This is a genomic window from Antrihabitans auranticaus, assembly GCF_016481275.1.
Classification (GTDB): Bacteria; Actinomycetota; Actinomycetes; order Mycobacteriales; family Mycobacteriaceae; genus Antrihabitans.
Map to the genome: position 1 here is coordinate 1,152,021 of NZ_JAEMNW010000001.1, position 15,877 is coordinate 1,167,897.

Sequence of the window (15,877 nt, forward strand, 5' to 3'; positions counted from 1 at the left end):
TGGTGGAGCTGAGGGGAATCGAACCCCTGACCTCTTCGATGCGAACGAAGCGCGCTACCAACTGCGCTACAGCCCCGTGCGGTCACGTTCAACCGCGCTGCGCAACTCTAGCAGGCACCCCGCCGGTACTCCGAATCGAGGTCTGCCAAAGCCCGGATTCCGTACCTATTCGCCTGCTGCCCTTCGCATTCCACCGGCGCCCTTGGGCTCAGATGTACGTCTGCCCATCGTCATATCCGGATGATCCAGGTAGTCGAAAGCTGGGTCTTCGTCATCACATTCGAGGACGACAGCACCCGGGCGGCGCAATCGCGTCGGTACCAGACGCAACTCGTCATCGGTTGCCGACTCGACACCGAGCCGGGCACGCCCGAGCCGGGCCATGCGGCGACGGCGAATCTCTTCTTCCATCCGCACCTGCTTGCGCAGGTAGCTGAGGTACGTCGCGAGCATGGCCACCGCGATGGCGCAGGCCCACCACATCTTCGGCGAGATGATCATTCCGAGTGCCGCCGTCATCAGCGACGCCAGCACGAGCCCAAGCACCGCACGTTGCCGGAACGAGTAGCGTGCGGCACGCGCTATCGCATCGGCCTGCGGATCGAAACCACCGCGACCGCGCCTGCTCGGGACGTAGTCCTCCTGCGACTCGCCGTCGCGGGCGGTCGGTCGGCCGGACCGGCGCCTCGGCTCGTCACGCCGATCGACATCATCGTCGCGACGGTCGAAGTCATCGCCGCCTCGATCGAAATCGTCGTCGATCATGTCGCTTGCTTCGTCTGCGCGAGTGTCCATCAGGTCCTCCGCGTCGATGCCGGGTCTTTGGGTACGAGATTCCATTGGCGTCGGTTGCCAATCAGGATCACTGTCATGGCCCGTCGCCGGCGAGTATGCAGCGCGACGTTTCGAACCGCCGCGGAACAACACCCTGGTGGCGAGCGCGACATCGGTGGTTTGCCGGATGCGCGGATGCCGGTCGGCGAGCAGCGGAAACAGGACGAAAAGCCACAGCACGACCAGCCCGATCCACAAGATCGAATTCGGCATTGCGGTGACCACCTCCCGTCCGCGCCACTTGCTCTGACGACAACTCTGACGGTCCCAAGGCTAGTGTCCGACACGCCGCGAACCCCCGCGACGCGCCGGATGCTCAACCACAACTGTCACTTCAGTAACAGAGCTACGCCCAGCTGGCTTTGCCCGCCCGACAGAGGCGGTCCACGACCGTCCCGACGACCTCTTCTTGCGTTATCCCGACGAGCAGGTGGTCACGCCACGCGCCGTCGACGTCCAGATAGCGCTCGAGCAGGCCTTCCGTCCGAAATCCCACGTTTCGCAGAACTGCTTGGCTGGCAAGGTTTTCCGGCCGGACGGTGGCCTCGACCCGGTGTAACCCGACCGGACCGAAGCAGTGATCGAGCCCGAGCGCGAGGGCTGCCGTCGCGACGCCGCCGCCACCGACATCCTTCGCCACCCAGTAGCCGATCCAGGCCGACCGTAGCGGTCCGCGGATGATGTTTCCGATCGTCAGCTGACCGCAGAACCGGCCGTCGACCTCGATGACAAGCGGAATCATGTGGCCCTTACGGGCTTCCGACTTCAACGTCGACCACAACCCTGGCCAGTTGGACGTGTGATGGCGAGCCTCCCACGGCCCGGTCCCGGTCGGTTCCCACGGCTGCAGATGGTCGCGATCACGCGTGCGGATCCGGCTCCAGACCGACCCGTCACGCAACCTGATCGGCCGCAGGCTCACCACTCCCGCAGCAACCCGCACCGACCCCAACTGCGCAGGCCAACCGGGATGGCTCGACCACTTCACTACGTTGTTTCCCATGTTGGTGCGGCCGCGACTCAACCACGTTGCGCGAGAAATGCAACATCCACTTCGTCGCCGGTGCGTATTTCGGTGACGTCTGGATCGATCACGACGAGGCAATTGGCCTCGGCAAGCGTCGCGAGCAGGTGCGAAGACGACCCGGGTGCCCCGCCCAGTGCCTGAACCAGGTACTCCCCCGTCGATTCGTCGCGCATGAGCTGCGCGCGCAGGAATCCCTTGCGGTTCTTGATCGATGTGATCGGGCCGACCGTGCGTGCGGAGACGATTCGCCGCATCGGCTGCCGCCGCCCGAGTGCTATTCGAATGAGCGGGCGGACCATCACCTCGAACACCACAAGCGCACCAACAGGATTGGCCGGTAGGAGAAAAGTCGGAACTTCGTCGCGGCCGAGTTGCCCGAAACCCTGCACAGAGCCGGGATGCATTGCGACACGCTCGACTTCCAGCTTGCCGAGTTCGGCCAACGCCTCCCGCACCTGCTCGGAGGCGCTGCCGCCGACCGCCCCCGCAATGACGACGAGTTCGGATCGGATCAGCTGGCCTTCGACGATCTCCCGCAACCGTTTCGGATCGGTGCCGACTATCCCGACGCGGTTGACGTCCGCGCCGGCGTCGCGGGCCGCTGCCGCCAGCGCATAGGAGTTGACGTCGAAAACCTGACCGGGTCCCGGGACTCGATCGATGTCGACCAACTCGCCGCCGACCGAAATGATCGACACCCGAGGTCGCGGGTGAACGAGAACCTTGTCGCGCCCGACCGCCGCGAGCAACCCGACCTGAGCAGCGCCGATGATCGTGCCCGAGCGGACAGCGACATCGCCGGGCTGCACGTCGTCGCCGGCCCTGCGAACGAAATCGCCGGACCTGACGGGCGCGAGGACCTTGATGCGGTCGCGGCTGCGGTTGGTCCGGTCGAGCGGGAGAACAGCATCGGCAAGGGTCGGCATCGGAGCACCGGTGTCGACCCGGACAGCTTGGCGGGGCTGCAAACGCGTCGGCGTGCGTGACCCCGCCACCACTTCGCCGACAACAGGAAGGAGCACATCGGCGGTGTCGGCGGCTTCGCCGCGGCCGTCGATGCCGACGGCTGCCACATCGACACTTCGCACGGCATAGCCGTCGATAGCGGCTTGATCGAAGCCCGGCAATGCGTTCTCGGTGATCACTTCCTCGGCGCACAGCAGACCCTGCGCTTCCGATATCGCGACTCGGACCGGGCGCGGAGCGACAGCCGCAGCAGTCACTCTCGTCAATTGGTCCTCGACCGAGCGCATGGCTCCCTTCCGGTACGTCCTGTCAGTGCAAGCGGCTTATTCGTACGTCGTGAGCTGGGGCGCCCAGTCGTCGCTGAGCCGGTGCACCAGCCACTCACGCAGGGACGGTCCGTATTCGTCACTGTCCAAGGCAAAGTCAACCGCAGCGCGCAGGTAGCCGCCAGGATTTCCGAGGTCGTGTCGCGCACCGCGATGCACGACGACGTGAACCGGATGACCCTCCGAGATCAACAATGCGATGGCATCGGTCAGCTGAAGCTCACCGCCGGAACCGGGTTTGATCCGGCGCAGGGCATCGAAGATTGCACGATCGAGCAGGTACCGGCCTGCGGCGGCGAACGTCGAGGGCGCATCCTCGATCGCCGGCTTCTCGACCATGCTCAGCACTTTGAGGACGTTCGGGTTCACCGCGTCCGGCACTTCTTCGACCTCGAAGACGCCGTAGGCGCTCACCTGGTCTTTGGGAACGTCGATCGCACACAGCACCGAGCCGCCGCGCTTACGCCGAACGCGCGACATCACATCGAGCACACCTCGCGGTACGACGAGATCGTCGGGCAGCAGAACCGCGATGGCGGTCTCGTCGTCGTCGAGGACCTTTTCGGCCTGCGCGACGGCGTGTCCGAGCCCGAGCGGTTCCTCCTGGACCACCGACTCGACTTCCAGCAGTCCTGGCGCTTTTCGCACCTTCTCGAGCAATTTGAACTTGCCCTTGGCCTTGAGCTTGCTTTCGAGGACGAGGTCTTCGACGAAGTGCGCCACGACGCCGTCCTTACCGGGCGACGTCACGATCACGAGCCGCTCGGCTCCCGAATCGGCCGCCTCTCCGGCAACCAACTCGATACCCGGCGTGTCCACGACGGGAAGCAATTCCTTCGGCACTGTCTTCGTCGCCGGTAGAAACCTGGTTCCCATGCCTGCAGCGGGCACCACGGCTGTTCGAAAGCACGGCGTAACGGTTTCACCAGTGCCAGCTGTCATACCCAACACCCTATCTACTCGTGGCGTGCGCATTGCGTCCGATGCAGCCTATGGTGAACCGCGTGAACTCGCGCGCAGATCGGCGCCAGCCCGATTCACCCGGCAAAGCGGAGTGGCGCAAAAGAATTCTGCGCGCCCGTCGGGCCTTGGATTCCGCCGTTCATGAATCCGAAGCCCATTCGCTCGCCGCCGCTGCGCGGGTGCTGGCAGTCGCAGACGCCACGGTGTGCGCATATGTCCCGGTAGGCAGCGAACCCGGCTCTATTGCAATGCTCGACGAACTGGTGAGCGGCGGCTCGCGCGTGTTGCTACCGGTCGCGCGCGAAGCGGGCCCACTGCGTTGGGCGCAATACGAGGGGACCGACTCGCTCGTCCCGGCGCCGTTCGGGTTACTGGAACCCGCGGGCCACGTCCTGGCCGAAGAAGAGATCGCGTCGGCGACAATCGTTCTCGTGCCCGCGCTCGCGGTGGACCGCCGGGGAGTACGGCTCGGCCGTGGCGCGGGGTTCTACGACCGCACCCTCGGAATGGCCGGTCCACGTGCACGTTTGCTTGCTGTTGTGCGCGACGACGAGGTTGTCGACCACCTGCCCGCGGACCCGCACGACAGGCCGATTCACGCCGCGCTGACACCCAATCATGGGATCATCGAACTCGGTGCCTTGTGAGATCGCTCGCGGAATAACACCAGGAATAGCGGTGTTGGCACTGTGGCCGGTAGAGTGCTAGAACTTGCGCTCTTCGGTGAACCGGAGCAAACACTGCGGAGGAAACAGTGCCTACCTATTCGTATGCGTGTACTCAGTGCGACAACCGATTCGACATCGTGCAGTCGTTCTCCGACGATGCGTTGACGGTCTGCTCCGAGTGCTCGGGCAAGCTCCGCAAGCTGTTCAACTCGGTCGGAATCGTCTTCAAGGGCAGCGGTTTCTACCGCAACGACAGCCGGGACAGCAAGGCCGGTTCCAGCGTGACGGCCTCTTCGGACTCCTCGAGCAAGTCCGAATCCAGCTCATCGAGCGACTCGGCGAAAAAGTCCGAAACCAGTTCGTCGACCCCCGCCAAGCCGTCGACGACACAGGCCGTGGCCAGCTAGTTCGCGGGTTATCCACAAGCTTTCGGTTATCCACAGGTGCCGCCTTTGCGACCCGTCCACGAGGTTGGTGCGATCTAGGCTCCGGTCATGCCACGCCAGCACCGCCTTGCTCCAGCTCTGCACCACCGCCTGTCCGAGTCCATGCGGCCCAACTGGGCGCGTACCGTACTGGCTCGACGTATAGCCGCGGCAGCACTTCTCGTGCTCGCCGCGGCCTTGTTCGTTCGTGGTGACCCGAATACCGAGCGCGCGGCCGTGGTCGTCGCACATCGCGACCTTGCACCGGGCCGAGTGTTGAGCGCCGAGGACGTCACCGTCGTCGAAAACCCGGCGGCAACCCTGCCCGCCGGGGCACTGCGCGAGGCGAGCGACGTGATCGGCCGAACGCTGGCGGGTGCTGTTCGGGACGGCGAAATGCTGACCGATGTCGCGGTACTCGGTCCGCGTCTGGCCGCTGCAGCGGTTGGTTCCGCGGATTCCCGCGTCGTTCCGGTGCGTTTGGCCGACCCGGGCGTTGCTGAGCTGTTGCGGGAGGGTGATCGTGTGGACGTTGTCACAGCCGACGACCGCACCGACCCCACCACACTCGCGACCGATGCGGCGGTGGTCCTGGTCGCGCGGACGGGTACCGAGCGCGCGAGCTCGGAACCGGTCGTCATGCTGGCGCTGCCATTGCGTGAGGCCGGAGCGGTTGCCGGAGCGTCGCTCACGAAGGCGCTGACGGTTATCTTGCACTGAAACCGAATGGATTTCGACAACGTAACTAAGCACGCGGCGAGCCCACTCAGTCGTTAGCATTCTCGAGTATCCGGTAGGCACCAACCACAGCGAACGATCGGAGTTTCAGAATGCTCAAGGGCTTCAAAGACTTTCTTATGAAAGGCAATGTCGTAGACCTGGCGGTCGCGTTCGTCATGGGCACGGCGTTCACCGCGATTGTCACGGCATTCAGCACCAAGATCATCAACCCGATGATCGCCGCACTCGGCGGCGGCAACAGCATCGGACTGGGTTTCCAAATTCGCGGCGACAACCCGAACACGTTCATCGACATCGGCGCTGTCATCACGGCCGGCATCAACTTCACGTTGATCGCGGCAGTCCTCTACTTCGTGCTCGTGATGCCGATGGATACCGTCAAGAAGCGCCGGATTCAGGAAGGCGACGTCGAACTCTCCGACAACGACGTGCTCATCCAGATTCGCGATCTGCTTTCCACCGGCAGCGCGCCGGGGGTCGAAGGCGGCAAGCACGGCGGCGCCTAAAGCGCTTCGCTTTTCTCGCGGGCCCAGCACCGAACAAGGTGCTGGGCCTAGCTTTACCCCCGACCTCCCGCCGAGTGTGCACCTTTCGCTGCCTGCACTCGACAATGCGGCGAAAAGTGCACACTCGCGGGGTGACTGGACACGAAAAAGCCTGTGCCCGACCGGTTTACCGGTCGGGCACAGGCCGTCGAACTCAACTACGAACAGCTATCCGATCAGTTACGGAAGATCGGGCCATACGCAACGACGGTGTCGCCGTTGTCGCTGACAACCTTCACGTACGGACGGATGCTGGTCTGACCGAGCACACCGGTGACGGTGCCCTGAATACCACCAATGGCGATCGAGCCCGAACCACCCGTGACAGAGCCCTCTGCGACGTCTACGGAAACGATACCGGGACCGAAGCTGGCGCCAATTTCCATGCCGATAACCGGGATCAGGTTTGTGAACAGCAACGCTATTCCTGCACCATCCTGGTCGGCGGCGAGGTCTAGCTCAAGGTCTGGCGACTGCCACTTGAAGTAGACGCGACCGTCGGCAGTTGCAGGATAGCCGATCTGGTAGCCGAGAGTCACGGTCCCCGAGAAGTCGTCACCTGCAACGAAGCCTGCGCGACCGCTGTGGAAGAACTCCCGTGAAACCGGGTTACCGTCGAGCGGCGGTACAAACGAAATGCTCGTGTCGATCGTCTGGGCCTCGATGCGGTTTCCGCCGCCATCGACGATGTAAGCCGATCCATCGAGTGCGGCCGATGCGGTGCCGCTGTTACCCAGCGCCAAAGCAATCGTGGCGACAGACGCGATGGCTACCGCGCGGATGAATCCCAATCCACGGCGCCGGCGGAACGTACGTGTTTCCGTCATCAACCTCATCCATTCATTTTTCAGTGCCGCCCGGCAAGAGCGGCCCCAGCCACGGCTCTCGAGGCTGGGCGAGCAGTTCCCAATGGGATCCAGCGGTAGTATTTCGCAAAGTGATTACGGTCATGTAACGGCCCGCAAACTCCTCGCAAACTACGCTGAACGTGGTCTAAGCGCAGAAAAGGTGAACCACGCTTAGGACCGGCTCGAAACAGGACACTAACGGGCTGATAAAGAACCGGCAACGGCAAGCCTCACCGGGCAAGTGTGATCTACATCACATTCGGCCTTCGCAATGTTTCCCGAGGCCCGAACTGGGCGCCTCCTGTGATCTTGGTCATTGCCCTGACCTGCAAGTTCACGTCAATGACACAAAACCACAGAGATTGCAACAATCAATTGCCGAACCCGGCACAGATCAGTGCTGCTAGACGTGATGCGGTGGTACCTCTCCGCGAATCCAATCGTCGGCATGTTTACCTGACGACCTTTCGTCGGAATTTTCTTCGTCACACCATTTATCGGACAAAGATTCGCCAAAAACGCGATCCAACTTTGCCCGATCGACCGCTTTCGATTGCGGTCGATCGGACCGACCGGTATTGCTTTCGGTCCCGTCGGAGATTTCTATTCCGCCAATCCGGAAAGCTCGCCGATCACGTGCGTCGCCAGCGGAGTCAAAGTAGCCATGCCGTCGCGGATCGCGGCGCGCGATGCGGCGAGGTTTACGACGAGTGTGCTTCCCGACACGCCGACCAGACCGCGTGAGAGACCTGCATCGAGCGCGCCGGCAGCCAGACCCGAAGAACGGAGGGCCTCGCTGATACCCAACAATTCGCGGTCGAGGACGTCGGCAGTCGCATCCGGCGTGACGTCACGCGGCGACACACCTGTACCGCCGACCGAAATGACAAGGTCGACGCCACCGATCACCGCAGTGTTCAGCGCGTTCCGGATTTCGACCTCGTCAGCGGCGACGAGAACCGTCGCGTCGACGAGGAAGCCTGCTTCGTTGAGCAACTCCGTGACCAGCGGGCCGGTACTGCTCGACCCGTCTGTGTGGGCAACACGGTCGTCGACAATCACTACGAGAGCACGGCCCGCAACTGGGACATCGATTTCCATGCTGCCTACCGTAGTGCCACGCAGTTCTCGCGTAGAGACCTGCCCGGGAAACGAATACTGGGTACGCCCGATCGTCCGCATCAACGGCCACCGGTCTCGGGTGCCTGCGTCAGCGTGACCTCGACCGACTTCTCGTTTCTGCCGTTCTCGTCGGTGTAGGTCACCGACACCTTGTCTCCTGGCTCGCGGGACCGGATGGCGGCGATGAGTGCGTCTCCGGAATCGATGCGACGCTCGTCGACCTTGATGATGACCGAATTCTTCGGAATCCCCGCAAGCTCGGCAGGTCCGCCCGCGGTCACATCCGTGACGCGTGCGCCGTTGGCCTCGTCCTGCGACGGAACCTGCACACCGATGAGCGCGTGCGTGGCTCTGCCCGTCGTACGCAATTCGTCGGCGATGCGCGCTGCGGTATCCACCGGAATCGCGAAGCCGAGACCGATCGAGCCGCTCTGCGCCTGCTGACCGGACTCGCCGCCCAAGGTCGCGATGGCGGTGTTGATGCCGACGAGCTTGCCGTTCATGTCGACGAGCGCGCCGCCGGAGTTGCCAGGATTGATCGCAGCGTCGGTCTGCACCGCGTCGATGACGGTGTTCTGATTGTTCGAGTCACCGCTCGTCGACACCGGGCGGTTGAGCGACGACACGATTCCGCTGGTGACCGTGCCGGCCAGGCCGAGCGGCGAGCCGATCGCGACAACCTGCTGGCCGACCTGCAAACCCGACGAATCACCGAGTTCGATCGGCGTCAAGCCGGTCTTTCCGTCGACCTTGATCACGGCGAGGTCCGAAACTGCGTCGGCACCGACGACCGTTGCGGGCGCGGTGGACCCATCCGAGAAGACCACGGTGATTCTGCCGTCGCGGCCTGCGCCGGACGCGACGTGATTGTTGGTCAGGATCATGCCGTCCGACGAGAGGACCACACCCGAACCTTCACCTTCGGCACGCTCGCCCACGATCTTGATCATCACGACGCTGGGAACGACCTTGTTCGCGACCGCCTGCACCGAACCCGCCGGCGCGTTGATAGCCGGAGTCGCGCTGGTCTTGGGCGCATCGAGCGCGTTCGTGCTCGATGCACCACTGGAACTGTTCGAATTCTCGGTGGCCAACACGCCGACCGCACCGCCGACGCCACCACTCACCAGTGCAAGGACGCAAGCCCCCGCGACGAGTCCCGCACGACCGCGGCGGCGCGGAGCCACCGGCTGGGCCTGCGTCGGCGCGTATCCATAGGTTCCGTACGCGGGTGGCTGCTGCGGAAAGTCCGCAGGTCCGAACTGCGCTGCTGTACGGTGCGCGTGGACGTCGGTGCGGCGAATGTCGGACGTGTTGTAGTGACCCGAATCGGTGGGATAGCCCTGGCTCGGCTGGTTGCCGGCGCCGGATTGGCCCTCGGCACCTATCTGGTTGTCGGACATCGGTCCCCGCTTCCTTACTAGTACGGCTCGGTCGAGCGGTACCCATACGTGTCTTGCGTCAAGCATGTCGACGGCGGCTGAGAGCGAACTGAGACCGGCATATCAGTTTGCCGAGACAATGCTGTCAGTCCACCTGCGGCGAGCCCGGTTCCCTGCCGCGCCGGTCCCCTGGCTCGAATGTGCCCGGTTCGCCGGGCAGCACGATCCTGATTATTGCGCCCCCCCGCGTCGATGTCCCGATCGCGATCGTTCCGCCATGTTTGACGACCACCTGCCGCACGATCGCCAATCCCAGCCCCGAACCGGGCATCGAGCGCGACGCCATGGTCCGATAGAAGCGTTCGAAGACGAGCTCACGCTCTTCCGCCGGGATGCCGGGTCCGGCGTCGTCGACCGACAACTCGATCAATCCGCCACCCAGATGCCGCATCAGCACGTCGACCCGCTCCCCCGGCGGGCTCCATTTCGCCGCGTTGTCGAGAACGTTGAGAACCGCGCGTTGCAAACCGGCCTCGTGGCCGTACACGAACCACGGCTCGAGGACCGCTGTGAACGCAATTTCGTTGCGGCGCCTGCGCGCTCGTTCGAGTGCACGCTCGACGACGTCCGCGAGGTCGACCCGTTCGTAAACGGTTTCAGGCGCATCCTCGCGGGCAAGGTCCACGAGATCGCCTACCAGCGTGGACAATTCCTCGATCTGCGCGATGACGTCGGCGCGCAGTTCGATCATGTCCTCGTCCGGAACCCGTGGCGCCCCAGGGCGACTCGACGCGATGAGCAGTTCCGTGTTGGTGCGCAACGAGGTCAGCGGCGTACGCAACTCGTGGCCCGCATCGGCGACGAGCCGGCTCTGGCGGTCGCGCGACTCCGCGAGCGCACGCAGCATCGTATTGAAACTCTCTGTGAGCCTTGCCAGTTCGTCGTTGCCGGTGACCGGTATAGGTGTCAGGTCGTCGGTTCGGGCGACGCGCTCGGCCGCTGCGGTCAACCGGGCAATCGGCCGCAGTCCAGTCCGTCCGACCGCCGTACCGGCAACCGCTGCCAGCACGACTCCGCAGCCACCCACGATGAACAACACCCACGCAAGCCGGTCGAGGACCTCACCGGTCGGCTGGAGCCGTTGGGCGAGAACGAGAGTGCTGCCGGTATGGGTTCGCGCGGTGAGGACGCGGTGGCCGTCGGCGGTGTGCAGTGACGTCTGTCGTTCACCTTTCGCCACGGCCATTTCGTCGGCGCCGATCGGCGCGTTCGATCCCGGCGGCATGTAGACGTTCAGGTCGGGGAAGATCAGCGCAACGCTGATGTCCTTCGAATAGAACGTCGCAAAGTCGATGAACCGGACGTCGAGCGCGTCGAGGTTGTTGTCGATCAGGGTCGCGGCGCGTGTCTTCAACTGTTCGTCGACGTCCGCGTACAACGCTCGCGCCACAACCGCGTAGGCGGCGATCGCCATCACAGCCACCGCGATAGCGACCACGGACGCCGCAAGCAATGTGACGCGCCAGCGCAACGACACCGAGCGCGTCAACGGCATGGGTGGACGCATTTCGTTCGCGACCGAAACACCGACCGGCGCCAACGGCTTCGTGCCCGATGCACCTCCGTTGACGCCGGTGGGAGTGTCTCGGTGCAGCCCCAACCTCACTGTGCCGAACGCCTCACGGTGGGGTCTCCCGCAATACGTAGCCGACGCCGCGCACGGTATGGATCAGCCGCGGTTCGCCGTCCGCCTCGGTCTTGCGACGTAGATAGCCGACGTAGACCTCGAGCGCATTTCCGGACGTCGGGAAGTCGTAACCCCAGACTTCCTCGAGAATCCGGCTGCGCGTGAGCACACGACGGGGGTTGGCCAGCAGCATCTCCAGCAGGGAGAACTCGGTGCGAGTCAGGCTGATCTGCCGATCCCCGCGCGTGACCTCACGGGTCACCGGGTCTAGGCATAGGTCGTCGAATTGCATTGCCTCCGAATCCATCCCCGGCTCAGGAGCCGCACGGCGCAGCAGTGCGCGCAGCCGTGCGAGCAGTTCCTCGAGCGCGAACGGTTTCGGCAGGTAGTCGTCGGCTCCCGCGTCGAGACCGGCGACCCGCTCGGAGACCGAGTCCCGCGCGGTGAGGACGAGAATCGGCAAGTCGTCACCCGTGCTGCGCAGCCGTCGGCACACCTCGAGTCCGTCGAGCCGGGGCATCATCACGTCGAGGACCAACGCGTCGGGACGAGACAGGGTGGTCTTGTCGAGAGCATCGACACCGTCGACTGCCAGGTCGACTGTGTATCCGTTGAAGGTGAGCGAGCGGCGCAACGACTCCCGGACGGCCCGATCGTCGTCGACTACCAATATGCGCATGTCAACAGTTTGGCCCGCGCGACTGAGATCTGTCTGAGAACTCGCTCTGTGACCTACGGTACGAGGCCGAGTCGGGCAGCCTTGAGCAGCCTCCGCGGCACCTTGCGGACAACGCCGTCGACCGTGACCGGAACCAGTTCGGGGTTGTTCGCCTTCCATTGCGCCCGGCGCTTACGCGTGTTCGACCGCGACATTCGGCGCTTCGGGACGGCCACGTCAGGCACCCGCCTTTCGCGAGCGACGGCCGTAGCGACGCTCGAAGCGCTCGACCCGGCCGGCATTGTCGAGGACCCTGTGCGCCCCGGTCCAGAACGGGTGCGAGTCGGATGTCACATCCACGACGATCAGCGGATACGTGTTGCCGTCGGTCCATTCGACGACGCGGTCGCTGACGCTCGTCGAGCGCGTGAGGAAGCGGAATCCGGTGCCGGAATCCTGGAAGACCACCGGGTGGTAGTCGGGGTGAATGTCCGGCTTCATGCCTGATCCTCTCGTTCGCTGTCGACAAATGGCGATTCGCTTGTGCCGCATGGTTCTTCGTGCCAGTCACCGAACGGGTCGGGCCAGTGGCGCCATTGCGCCTGCTCCAGCAACTCGTCGTCGGTCACGAGCGCCCACTGCAAGGCACGGTCGATTTCGGACGGGTCCGCATCGTGCACCAGCGCAATCAACGAGTTGTCCCTGTCACCGAACCGGTCCGACCACCGCAGAGCGGCCATGACCCGACGTTCCGGCGACTCGGCTTCACGCTCGGGCTGAGTCATCGACACCAGCCACTTCCCCGCATGCCCGACTCGAAGTCCGCCACCGGCAGACTCCAGCCACAGCGCGTTCTCGGGTTGGGTCGCCACCCAGATCCGGCCCCGAGCCGTGACAACGCCGTCGAGCAAAGTGTCGATGGCCTCGTGCAGGCGTTGCGGGTGGAACGGGCGTGCAGCCGAGAATTCCACGATCGCGACGCCGTTCTCGTAGGTCAACGGCGGTTCACCGCGTAGCAGCGGCCCATGCGGGTCGGCAAATGCGCCGTGGCGCGCGTTCGCGGGAACCACTGCCAGTAGCCCGCGCACGTCGAGTCGGGCACCGTCGGTCCACAGCATCGGCACCGACGGCGCAAGCCTTGCCAGTACAGCGGTCAGCTTGGCGGCGGCGAGGGGGTCTGCAGCGTTGCCACTCACGACGAGCGCATCTGCGTACTCGACCTGACCGACAACGACCTGCGCGACGGTCCGATCGTCACCGGGTCCGTTGCCGCATTCGGCTACCCGGCCGGCGAGCGTGTCGTCGCCGGTCGCGTCGGACAGCCAGGACTCGGCGTCGATGCAGGTGAGCACCGCAGCCACTTGCACATCCCTGCTGGCGGGTCCGTCGATCTGCCCGACCACGCCGGACACGACCACGTTTTCGATCGCCCAGCACACGGCTTCCGGTTCCAGCGTGCGGTCGAGTTCCACGACGATCCGGCGAACCTGGCTGCGTACAGCCAACTTTCGCAACAGCGGCAGCAAGTCTGCGCGGACCGTGCACGAGACGCAGCCGTTGACCAGTTCGAGAATCGACACGTTCTCACGGCCGTCCGAATTGATCACCGTTCGATGGACGACCCCCTGCGCGACATCACGGAGATCGTGGTGAACGAGAATCGTCCCCTCTTCGAGCAACGACCGTGCGGTTGTCGCAGTCGGCCCGGACCATCCCGAGACGAGGACAACCTCCGCTCGCCGATCCTGCCGCCTTCGAACCTGCTGGCTCACGCTCACCCTTTCGATAACGATTGTCATTAACGGTTTCGAACGGTACCGTGAATCTTCGCCGTTGTCGACAACGATTGTCATTATTGAAGGGAGCTGCATATGTCCGCCCACTGCATGGTCACCGGACGCAAGCCAGGTTTCGGCAAGTCCGTATCCCACTCGCACAAGCGCACCAACAGACGCTGGAACCCGAACGTCAGCCGCAAGACCTACTACCTGCCCAGCGAAGGCCGCCGCGTCACGCTCACCGTCTCGGCCAAGGGAATCAAGACCGTCGACCGCGACGGCATCGAAGCGGTCGTGGCACGAATTCGGGCATCCGGAGTGAAAGTCTGATGGCGCGCAACGAGATCCGCCCAATCGTCAAGCTGAAGTCCACCGCCGGAACGGGCTACACGTACGTCACGCGAAAGAACCGCGGGAGCGGAGCGACCCGAAGACACAGCAATGATTCCGCACGCCTTGTGCTGCGGAAGTACGACCCGCGGGTCCGCCGGCATGTCGATTTTCGCGAGGAGCGATAAACAGTGGCCAAGAAGTCCAAAATTGCGCGAAACGAACAGCGCAAGATCATCGTCGCGCGCTACGCGGAGCGGCGCGCGGAACTGAAGGACATCGTCCGTCGACCTGCGAGTGGCGAGGCCGAGAAAGCGGCAGCACAGGTTGCGCTACACAAGCTTCCGCGCGATGCAAGTCCGGTACGATTGCGGAATCGAGACGCAGCTGACGGTCGTCCGCGCGGTCACCTTCGAAAGTTCGGCTTGTCCCGGATCCGGGTCCGGGAGCTGGCTCATCGTGGTGAGTTGCCCGGCGTCCGGAAGTCGAGTTGGTGAGGAGCCAGCCATGGCAGTCAAACGAGCACCGTCGAAGAAGGTTCGCGACGAGCAGGGTCGCCGACCGAAGAAGAACCCGCTGATCGCCGCGGGCATCGAAGACGTCGACTACAAGGACGTCAATCTGCTGCGCACCTTCATCTCCGACCGCGGGAAGATCCGTAGCCGCCGCGTCACAGGTCTGACACCGCAGCAACAGCGACAGGTGGCCGTCGCGGTCAAGAACGCCCGGGAAATGGCACTGCTGCCGTTCACGAGCAGGTAGCTGAGACCGAAAGGGCGGGTGTCGCGACTCCTTCGCGACACCCGCCCTTCTCGTCGCTTACGGGATGGTGAGGACCTGGCCCGGGTTGATCAGATCCGGGTTGTCGATGCCACTCGCGTTGGCGATTTCCTGGTAGCGGTTGCCGTCGCCGTAGAAACGCTCGGCGATTGCCCACAGGGTGTCACCCGGCTCGACCGTGTAGGTCTGTGCCGCCGGGGGCGCCTCGACCGGCGGTGCCGGCGCCGGCTCGGGCTCCGGAGCGGGCTCCGGCTCGGCCGGCGCGACGTACGGGGTGTCAGTGACCGTATTGGATGCCCACAGCGACGAACCGCTCGCCGAGTACAGCACGACGTTGCGGTCTGCCTGGAGAACCAACTTCGCGCCGTCGGCGCTCTTGTTCGTCTTCGAATCCCACTTGACCTCACCGGAACCCGTGTAGAGAACGAAGTTGCTGTCGTTCTGCAGCGTTGCGCGCTCGACGCCGTGTCCGTTGGTACCGGTGGACCACACGGCCTTGCCGTCGTCCGACAGGACGAGGTTGCCGTCCTCCTGAAGCGTCAGATCGAACGGTCCCAAGTTGAGCGACTGTCCGCGGTTCAGGCTTTCGCCCGCCTGCAACGTGTCCGCCACGTGTTTCCCCTTTCGGAGGATCGATGAATAATTTCCCCAGTGCCGCCACCGTGTTGCTGAGGCAGCGCGCACCGGAGCCGAACACTACTGCCGAGTAGGGCGCCACGCCCGACTTAGAATCACGATTTCAAGCAATGTTCATGCTGAGAATTTGCCGAAGGCGTGTGACCTGCGACATTACGGCG

General features: G+C 64.1%; 21 protein-coding genes and 1 tRNA gene. 8 read left to right on the top strand and 14 right to left on the bottom strand.

What is annotated here, in order from left to right:
• The 5 genes from JGU72_RS05275 to JGU72_RS05295 all read right to left on the bottom strand — a co-directional run bounded on the left by JGU72_RS05275 (position 1) and on the right by JGU72_RS05295 (position 4,095).
• Positions 1 to 76: transfer RNA gene (locus JGU72_RS05275), tRNA-Ala, on the bottom strand.
• Positions 77 to 165: 89 nt separating this feature from the next.
• A complete protein-coding gene (gene sepX / locus JGU72_RS05280; protein ID WP_233531116.1) occupies positions 166 to 1,047 on the bottom strand; it encodes a divisome protein SepX/GlpR in 882 nt (293 codons plus the stop codon).
• Positions 1,048 to 1,180: 133 nt separating this feature from the next.
• Positions 1,181 to 1,837 (bottom strand): GNAT family N-acetyltransferase, encoded by a 657-nt coding sequence (locus JGU72_RS05285; protein ID WP_199682647.1) that lies wholly within the window; start codon positions 1,835 to 1,837, stop codon positions 1,181 to 1,183.
• A 17-nt stretch (positions 1,838 to 1,854) separates the two neighbouring features.
• Entirely contained in the window at positions 1,855 to 3,114 is a 1,260-nt protein-coding gene (gene glp / locus JGU72_RS05290) for a molybdotransferase-like divisome protein Glp (RefSeq protein ID WP_199682648.1), read from the bottom strand.
• Between the two features lie 36 nt (positions 3,115 to 3,150).
• Entirely contained in the window at positions 3,151 to 4,095 is a 945-nt protein-coding gene (locus JGU72_RS05295) for a UTP--glucose-1-phosphate uridylyltransferase (protein WP_199682649.1), read from the bottom strand.
• A 62-nt stretch (positions 4,096 to 4,157) separates the two neighbouring features.
• Here JGU72_RS05295 and JGU72_RS05300 point away from each other — a divergent pair, with 62 nt between their 5' ends.
• From JGU72_RS05300 to mscL, 4 genes are all read left to right on the top strand, one after another.
• Complete coding sequence (locus tag JGU72_RS05300) at positions 4,158 to 4,763, top strand: 5-formyltetrahydrofolate cyclo-ligase (RefSeq protein ID WP_307828301.1); 606 nt, start codon at positions 4,158 to 4,160, stop codon at positions 4,761 to 4,763.
• A 107-nt stretch (positions 4,764 to 4,870) separates the two neighbouring features.
• A complete protein-coding gene (locus JGU72_RS05305; protein ID WP_199682651.1) occupies positions 4,871 to 5,191 on the top strand; it encodes an FmdB family zinc ribbon protein in 321 nt (106 codons plus the stop codon).
• Positions 5,192 to 5,278: 87 nt separating this feature from the next.
• Positions 5,279 to 5,929: an SAF domain-containing protein gene (locus JGU72_RS05310; protein WP_199682652.1), complete on the top strand. Its 651-nt coding sequence runs from the start codon at positions 5,279 to 5,281 to the stop codon at positions 5,927 to 5,929.
• Positions 5,930 to 6,039: 110 nt separating this feature from the next.
• Positions 6,040 to 6,456 carry a large conductance mechanosensitive channel protein MscL gene (mscL, locus tag JGU72_RS05315; RefSeq protein WP_199682653.1) on the top strand — a complete coding sequence of 139 codons (417 nt, stop codon included), beginning with the start codon at positions 6,040 to 6,042 and terminating at the stop codon, positions 6,454 to 6,456.
• 215 nt (positions 6,457 to 6,671) lie between these two features.
• Here the strand turns inward: mscL and JGU72_RS05320 are convergent, their stop codons facing one another.
• From JGU72_RS05320 to mrf, 8 genes are all read right to left on the bottom strand, one after another.
• Positions 6,672 to 7,322 (bottom strand): MspA family porin, encoded by a 651-nt coding sequence (locus JGU72_RS05320; protein WP_199682654.1) that lies wholly within the window; start codon positions 7,320 to 7,322, stop codon positions 6,672 to 6,674.
• Positions 7,323 to 7,946: 624 nt separating this feature from the next.
• Entirely contained in the window at positions 7,947 to 8,444 is a 498-nt protein-coding gene (locus tag JGU72_RS05325; RefSeq protein WP_199682655.1) for a MogA/MoaB family molybdenum cofactor biosynthesis protein, read from the bottom strand.
• A gap of 80 nt (positions 8,445 to 8,524) precedes the next feature.
• Positions 8,525 to 9,868: a S1C family serine protease gene (locus JGU72_RS05330; RefSeq protein ID WP_233531117.1), complete on the bottom strand. Its 1,344-nt coding sequence runs from the start codon at positions 9,866 to 9,868 to the stop codon at positions 8,525 to 8,527.
• A gap of 124 nt (positions 9,869 to 9,992) precedes the next feature.
• Positions 9,993 to 11,414 (bottom strand): HAMP domain-containing sensor histidine kinase, encoded by a 1,422-nt coding sequence (locus tag JGU72_RS05335; protein ID WP_199683223.1) that lies wholly within the window; start codon positions 11,412 to 11,414, stop codon positions 9,993 to 9,995.
• A 112-nt stretch (positions 11,415 to 11,526) separates the two neighbouring features.
• The gene (locus JGU72_RS05340) at positions 11,527 to 12,213 is read right to left on the bottom strand and encodes a response regulator transcription factor (protein WP_199682657.1); all 687 of its coding nucleotides are present in this window, start codon (positions 12,211 to 12,213) and stop codon (positions 11,527 to 11,529) included.
• A 53-nt stretch (positions 12,214 to 12,266) separates the two neighbouring features.
• Complete coding sequence (rpmF, locus tag JGU72_RS05345) at positions 12,267 to 12,428, bottom strand: 50S ribosomal protein L32 (protein WP_199682658.1); 162 nt, start codon at positions 12,426 to 12,428, stop codon at positions 12,267 to 12,269.
• A 1-nt stretch (position 12,429) separates the two neighbouring features.
• Positions 12,430 to 12,693 carry a type B 50S ribosomal protein L31 gene (locus tag JGU72_RS05350; protein WP_199682659.1) on the bottom strand — a complete coding sequence of 88 codons (264 nt, stop codon included), beginning with the start codon at positions 12,691 to 12,693 and terminating at the stop codon, positions 12,430 to 12,432.
• Complete coding sequence (gene mrf, locus JGU72_RS05355; RefSeq protein ID WP_374101082.1) at positions 12,690 to 13,964, bottom strand: ribosome hibernation factor-recruiting GTPase MRF; 1,275 nt, start codon at positions 13,962 to 13,964, stop codon at positions 12,690 to 12,692. The genes JGU72_RS05350 and mrf overlap by 4 nt, the downstream gene beginning before the upstream one ends.
• Before the next feature lie 99 nt (positions 13,965 to 14,063).
• On the opposite strand from mrf, the gene rpmB reads away from it, so the two are divergent.
• Genes rpmB through rpsR form a run of 4 tightly spaced genes read left to right on the top strand, consistent with a single transcriptional unit; the run spans position 14,064 to position 15,062 of the window.
• Positions 14,064 to 14,300 (top strand): 50S ribosomal protein L28, encoded by a 237-nt coding sequence (gene rpmB, locus JGU72_RS05360; protein ID WP_199682661.1) that lies wholly within the window; start codon positions 14,064 to 14,066, stop codon positions 14,298 to 14,300.
• Positions 14,300 to 14,488 carry a 50S ribosomal protein L33 gene (gene rpmG / locus JGU72_RS05365; RefSeq protein ID WP_199682662.1) on the top strand — a complete coding sequence of 63 codons (189 nt, stop codon included), beginning with the start codon at positions 14,300 to 14,302 and terminating at the stop codon, positions 14,486 to 14,488. Before rpmB ends, rpmG begins: the two co-directional genes overlap by 1 nt.
• A 3-nt stretch (positions 14,489 to 14,491) precedes the next feature.
• Positions 14,492 to 14,797: a 30S ribosomal protein S14 gene (rpsN, locus tag JGU72_RS05370; protein ID WP_199682663.1), complete on the top strand. Its 306-nt coding sequence runs from the start codon at positions 14,492 to 14,494 to the stop codon at positions 14,795 to 14,797.
• 10 nt (positions 14,798 to 14,807) lie between these two features.
• Positions 14,808 to 15,062, top strand: a complete 255-nt coding sequence (rpsR, locus tag JGU72_RS05375; protein ID WP_199682664.1) for a 30S ribosomal protein S18 — start codon at positions 14,808 to 14,810, stop codon at positions 15,060 to 15,062.
• Between the two features lie 57 nt (positions 15,063 to 15,119).
• Here rpsR and JGU72_RS05380 read toward each other — a convergent pair whose 3' ends face one another.
• Positions 15,120 to 15,692 (bottom strand): LysM peptidoglycan-binding domain-containing protein, encoded by a 573-nt coding sequence (locus JGU72_RS05380; RefSeq protein WP_199682665.1) that lies wholly within the window; start codon positions 15,690 to 15,692, stop codon positions 15,120 to 15,122.
• Positions 15,693 to 15,877: the final 185 nt, after the last annotated feature.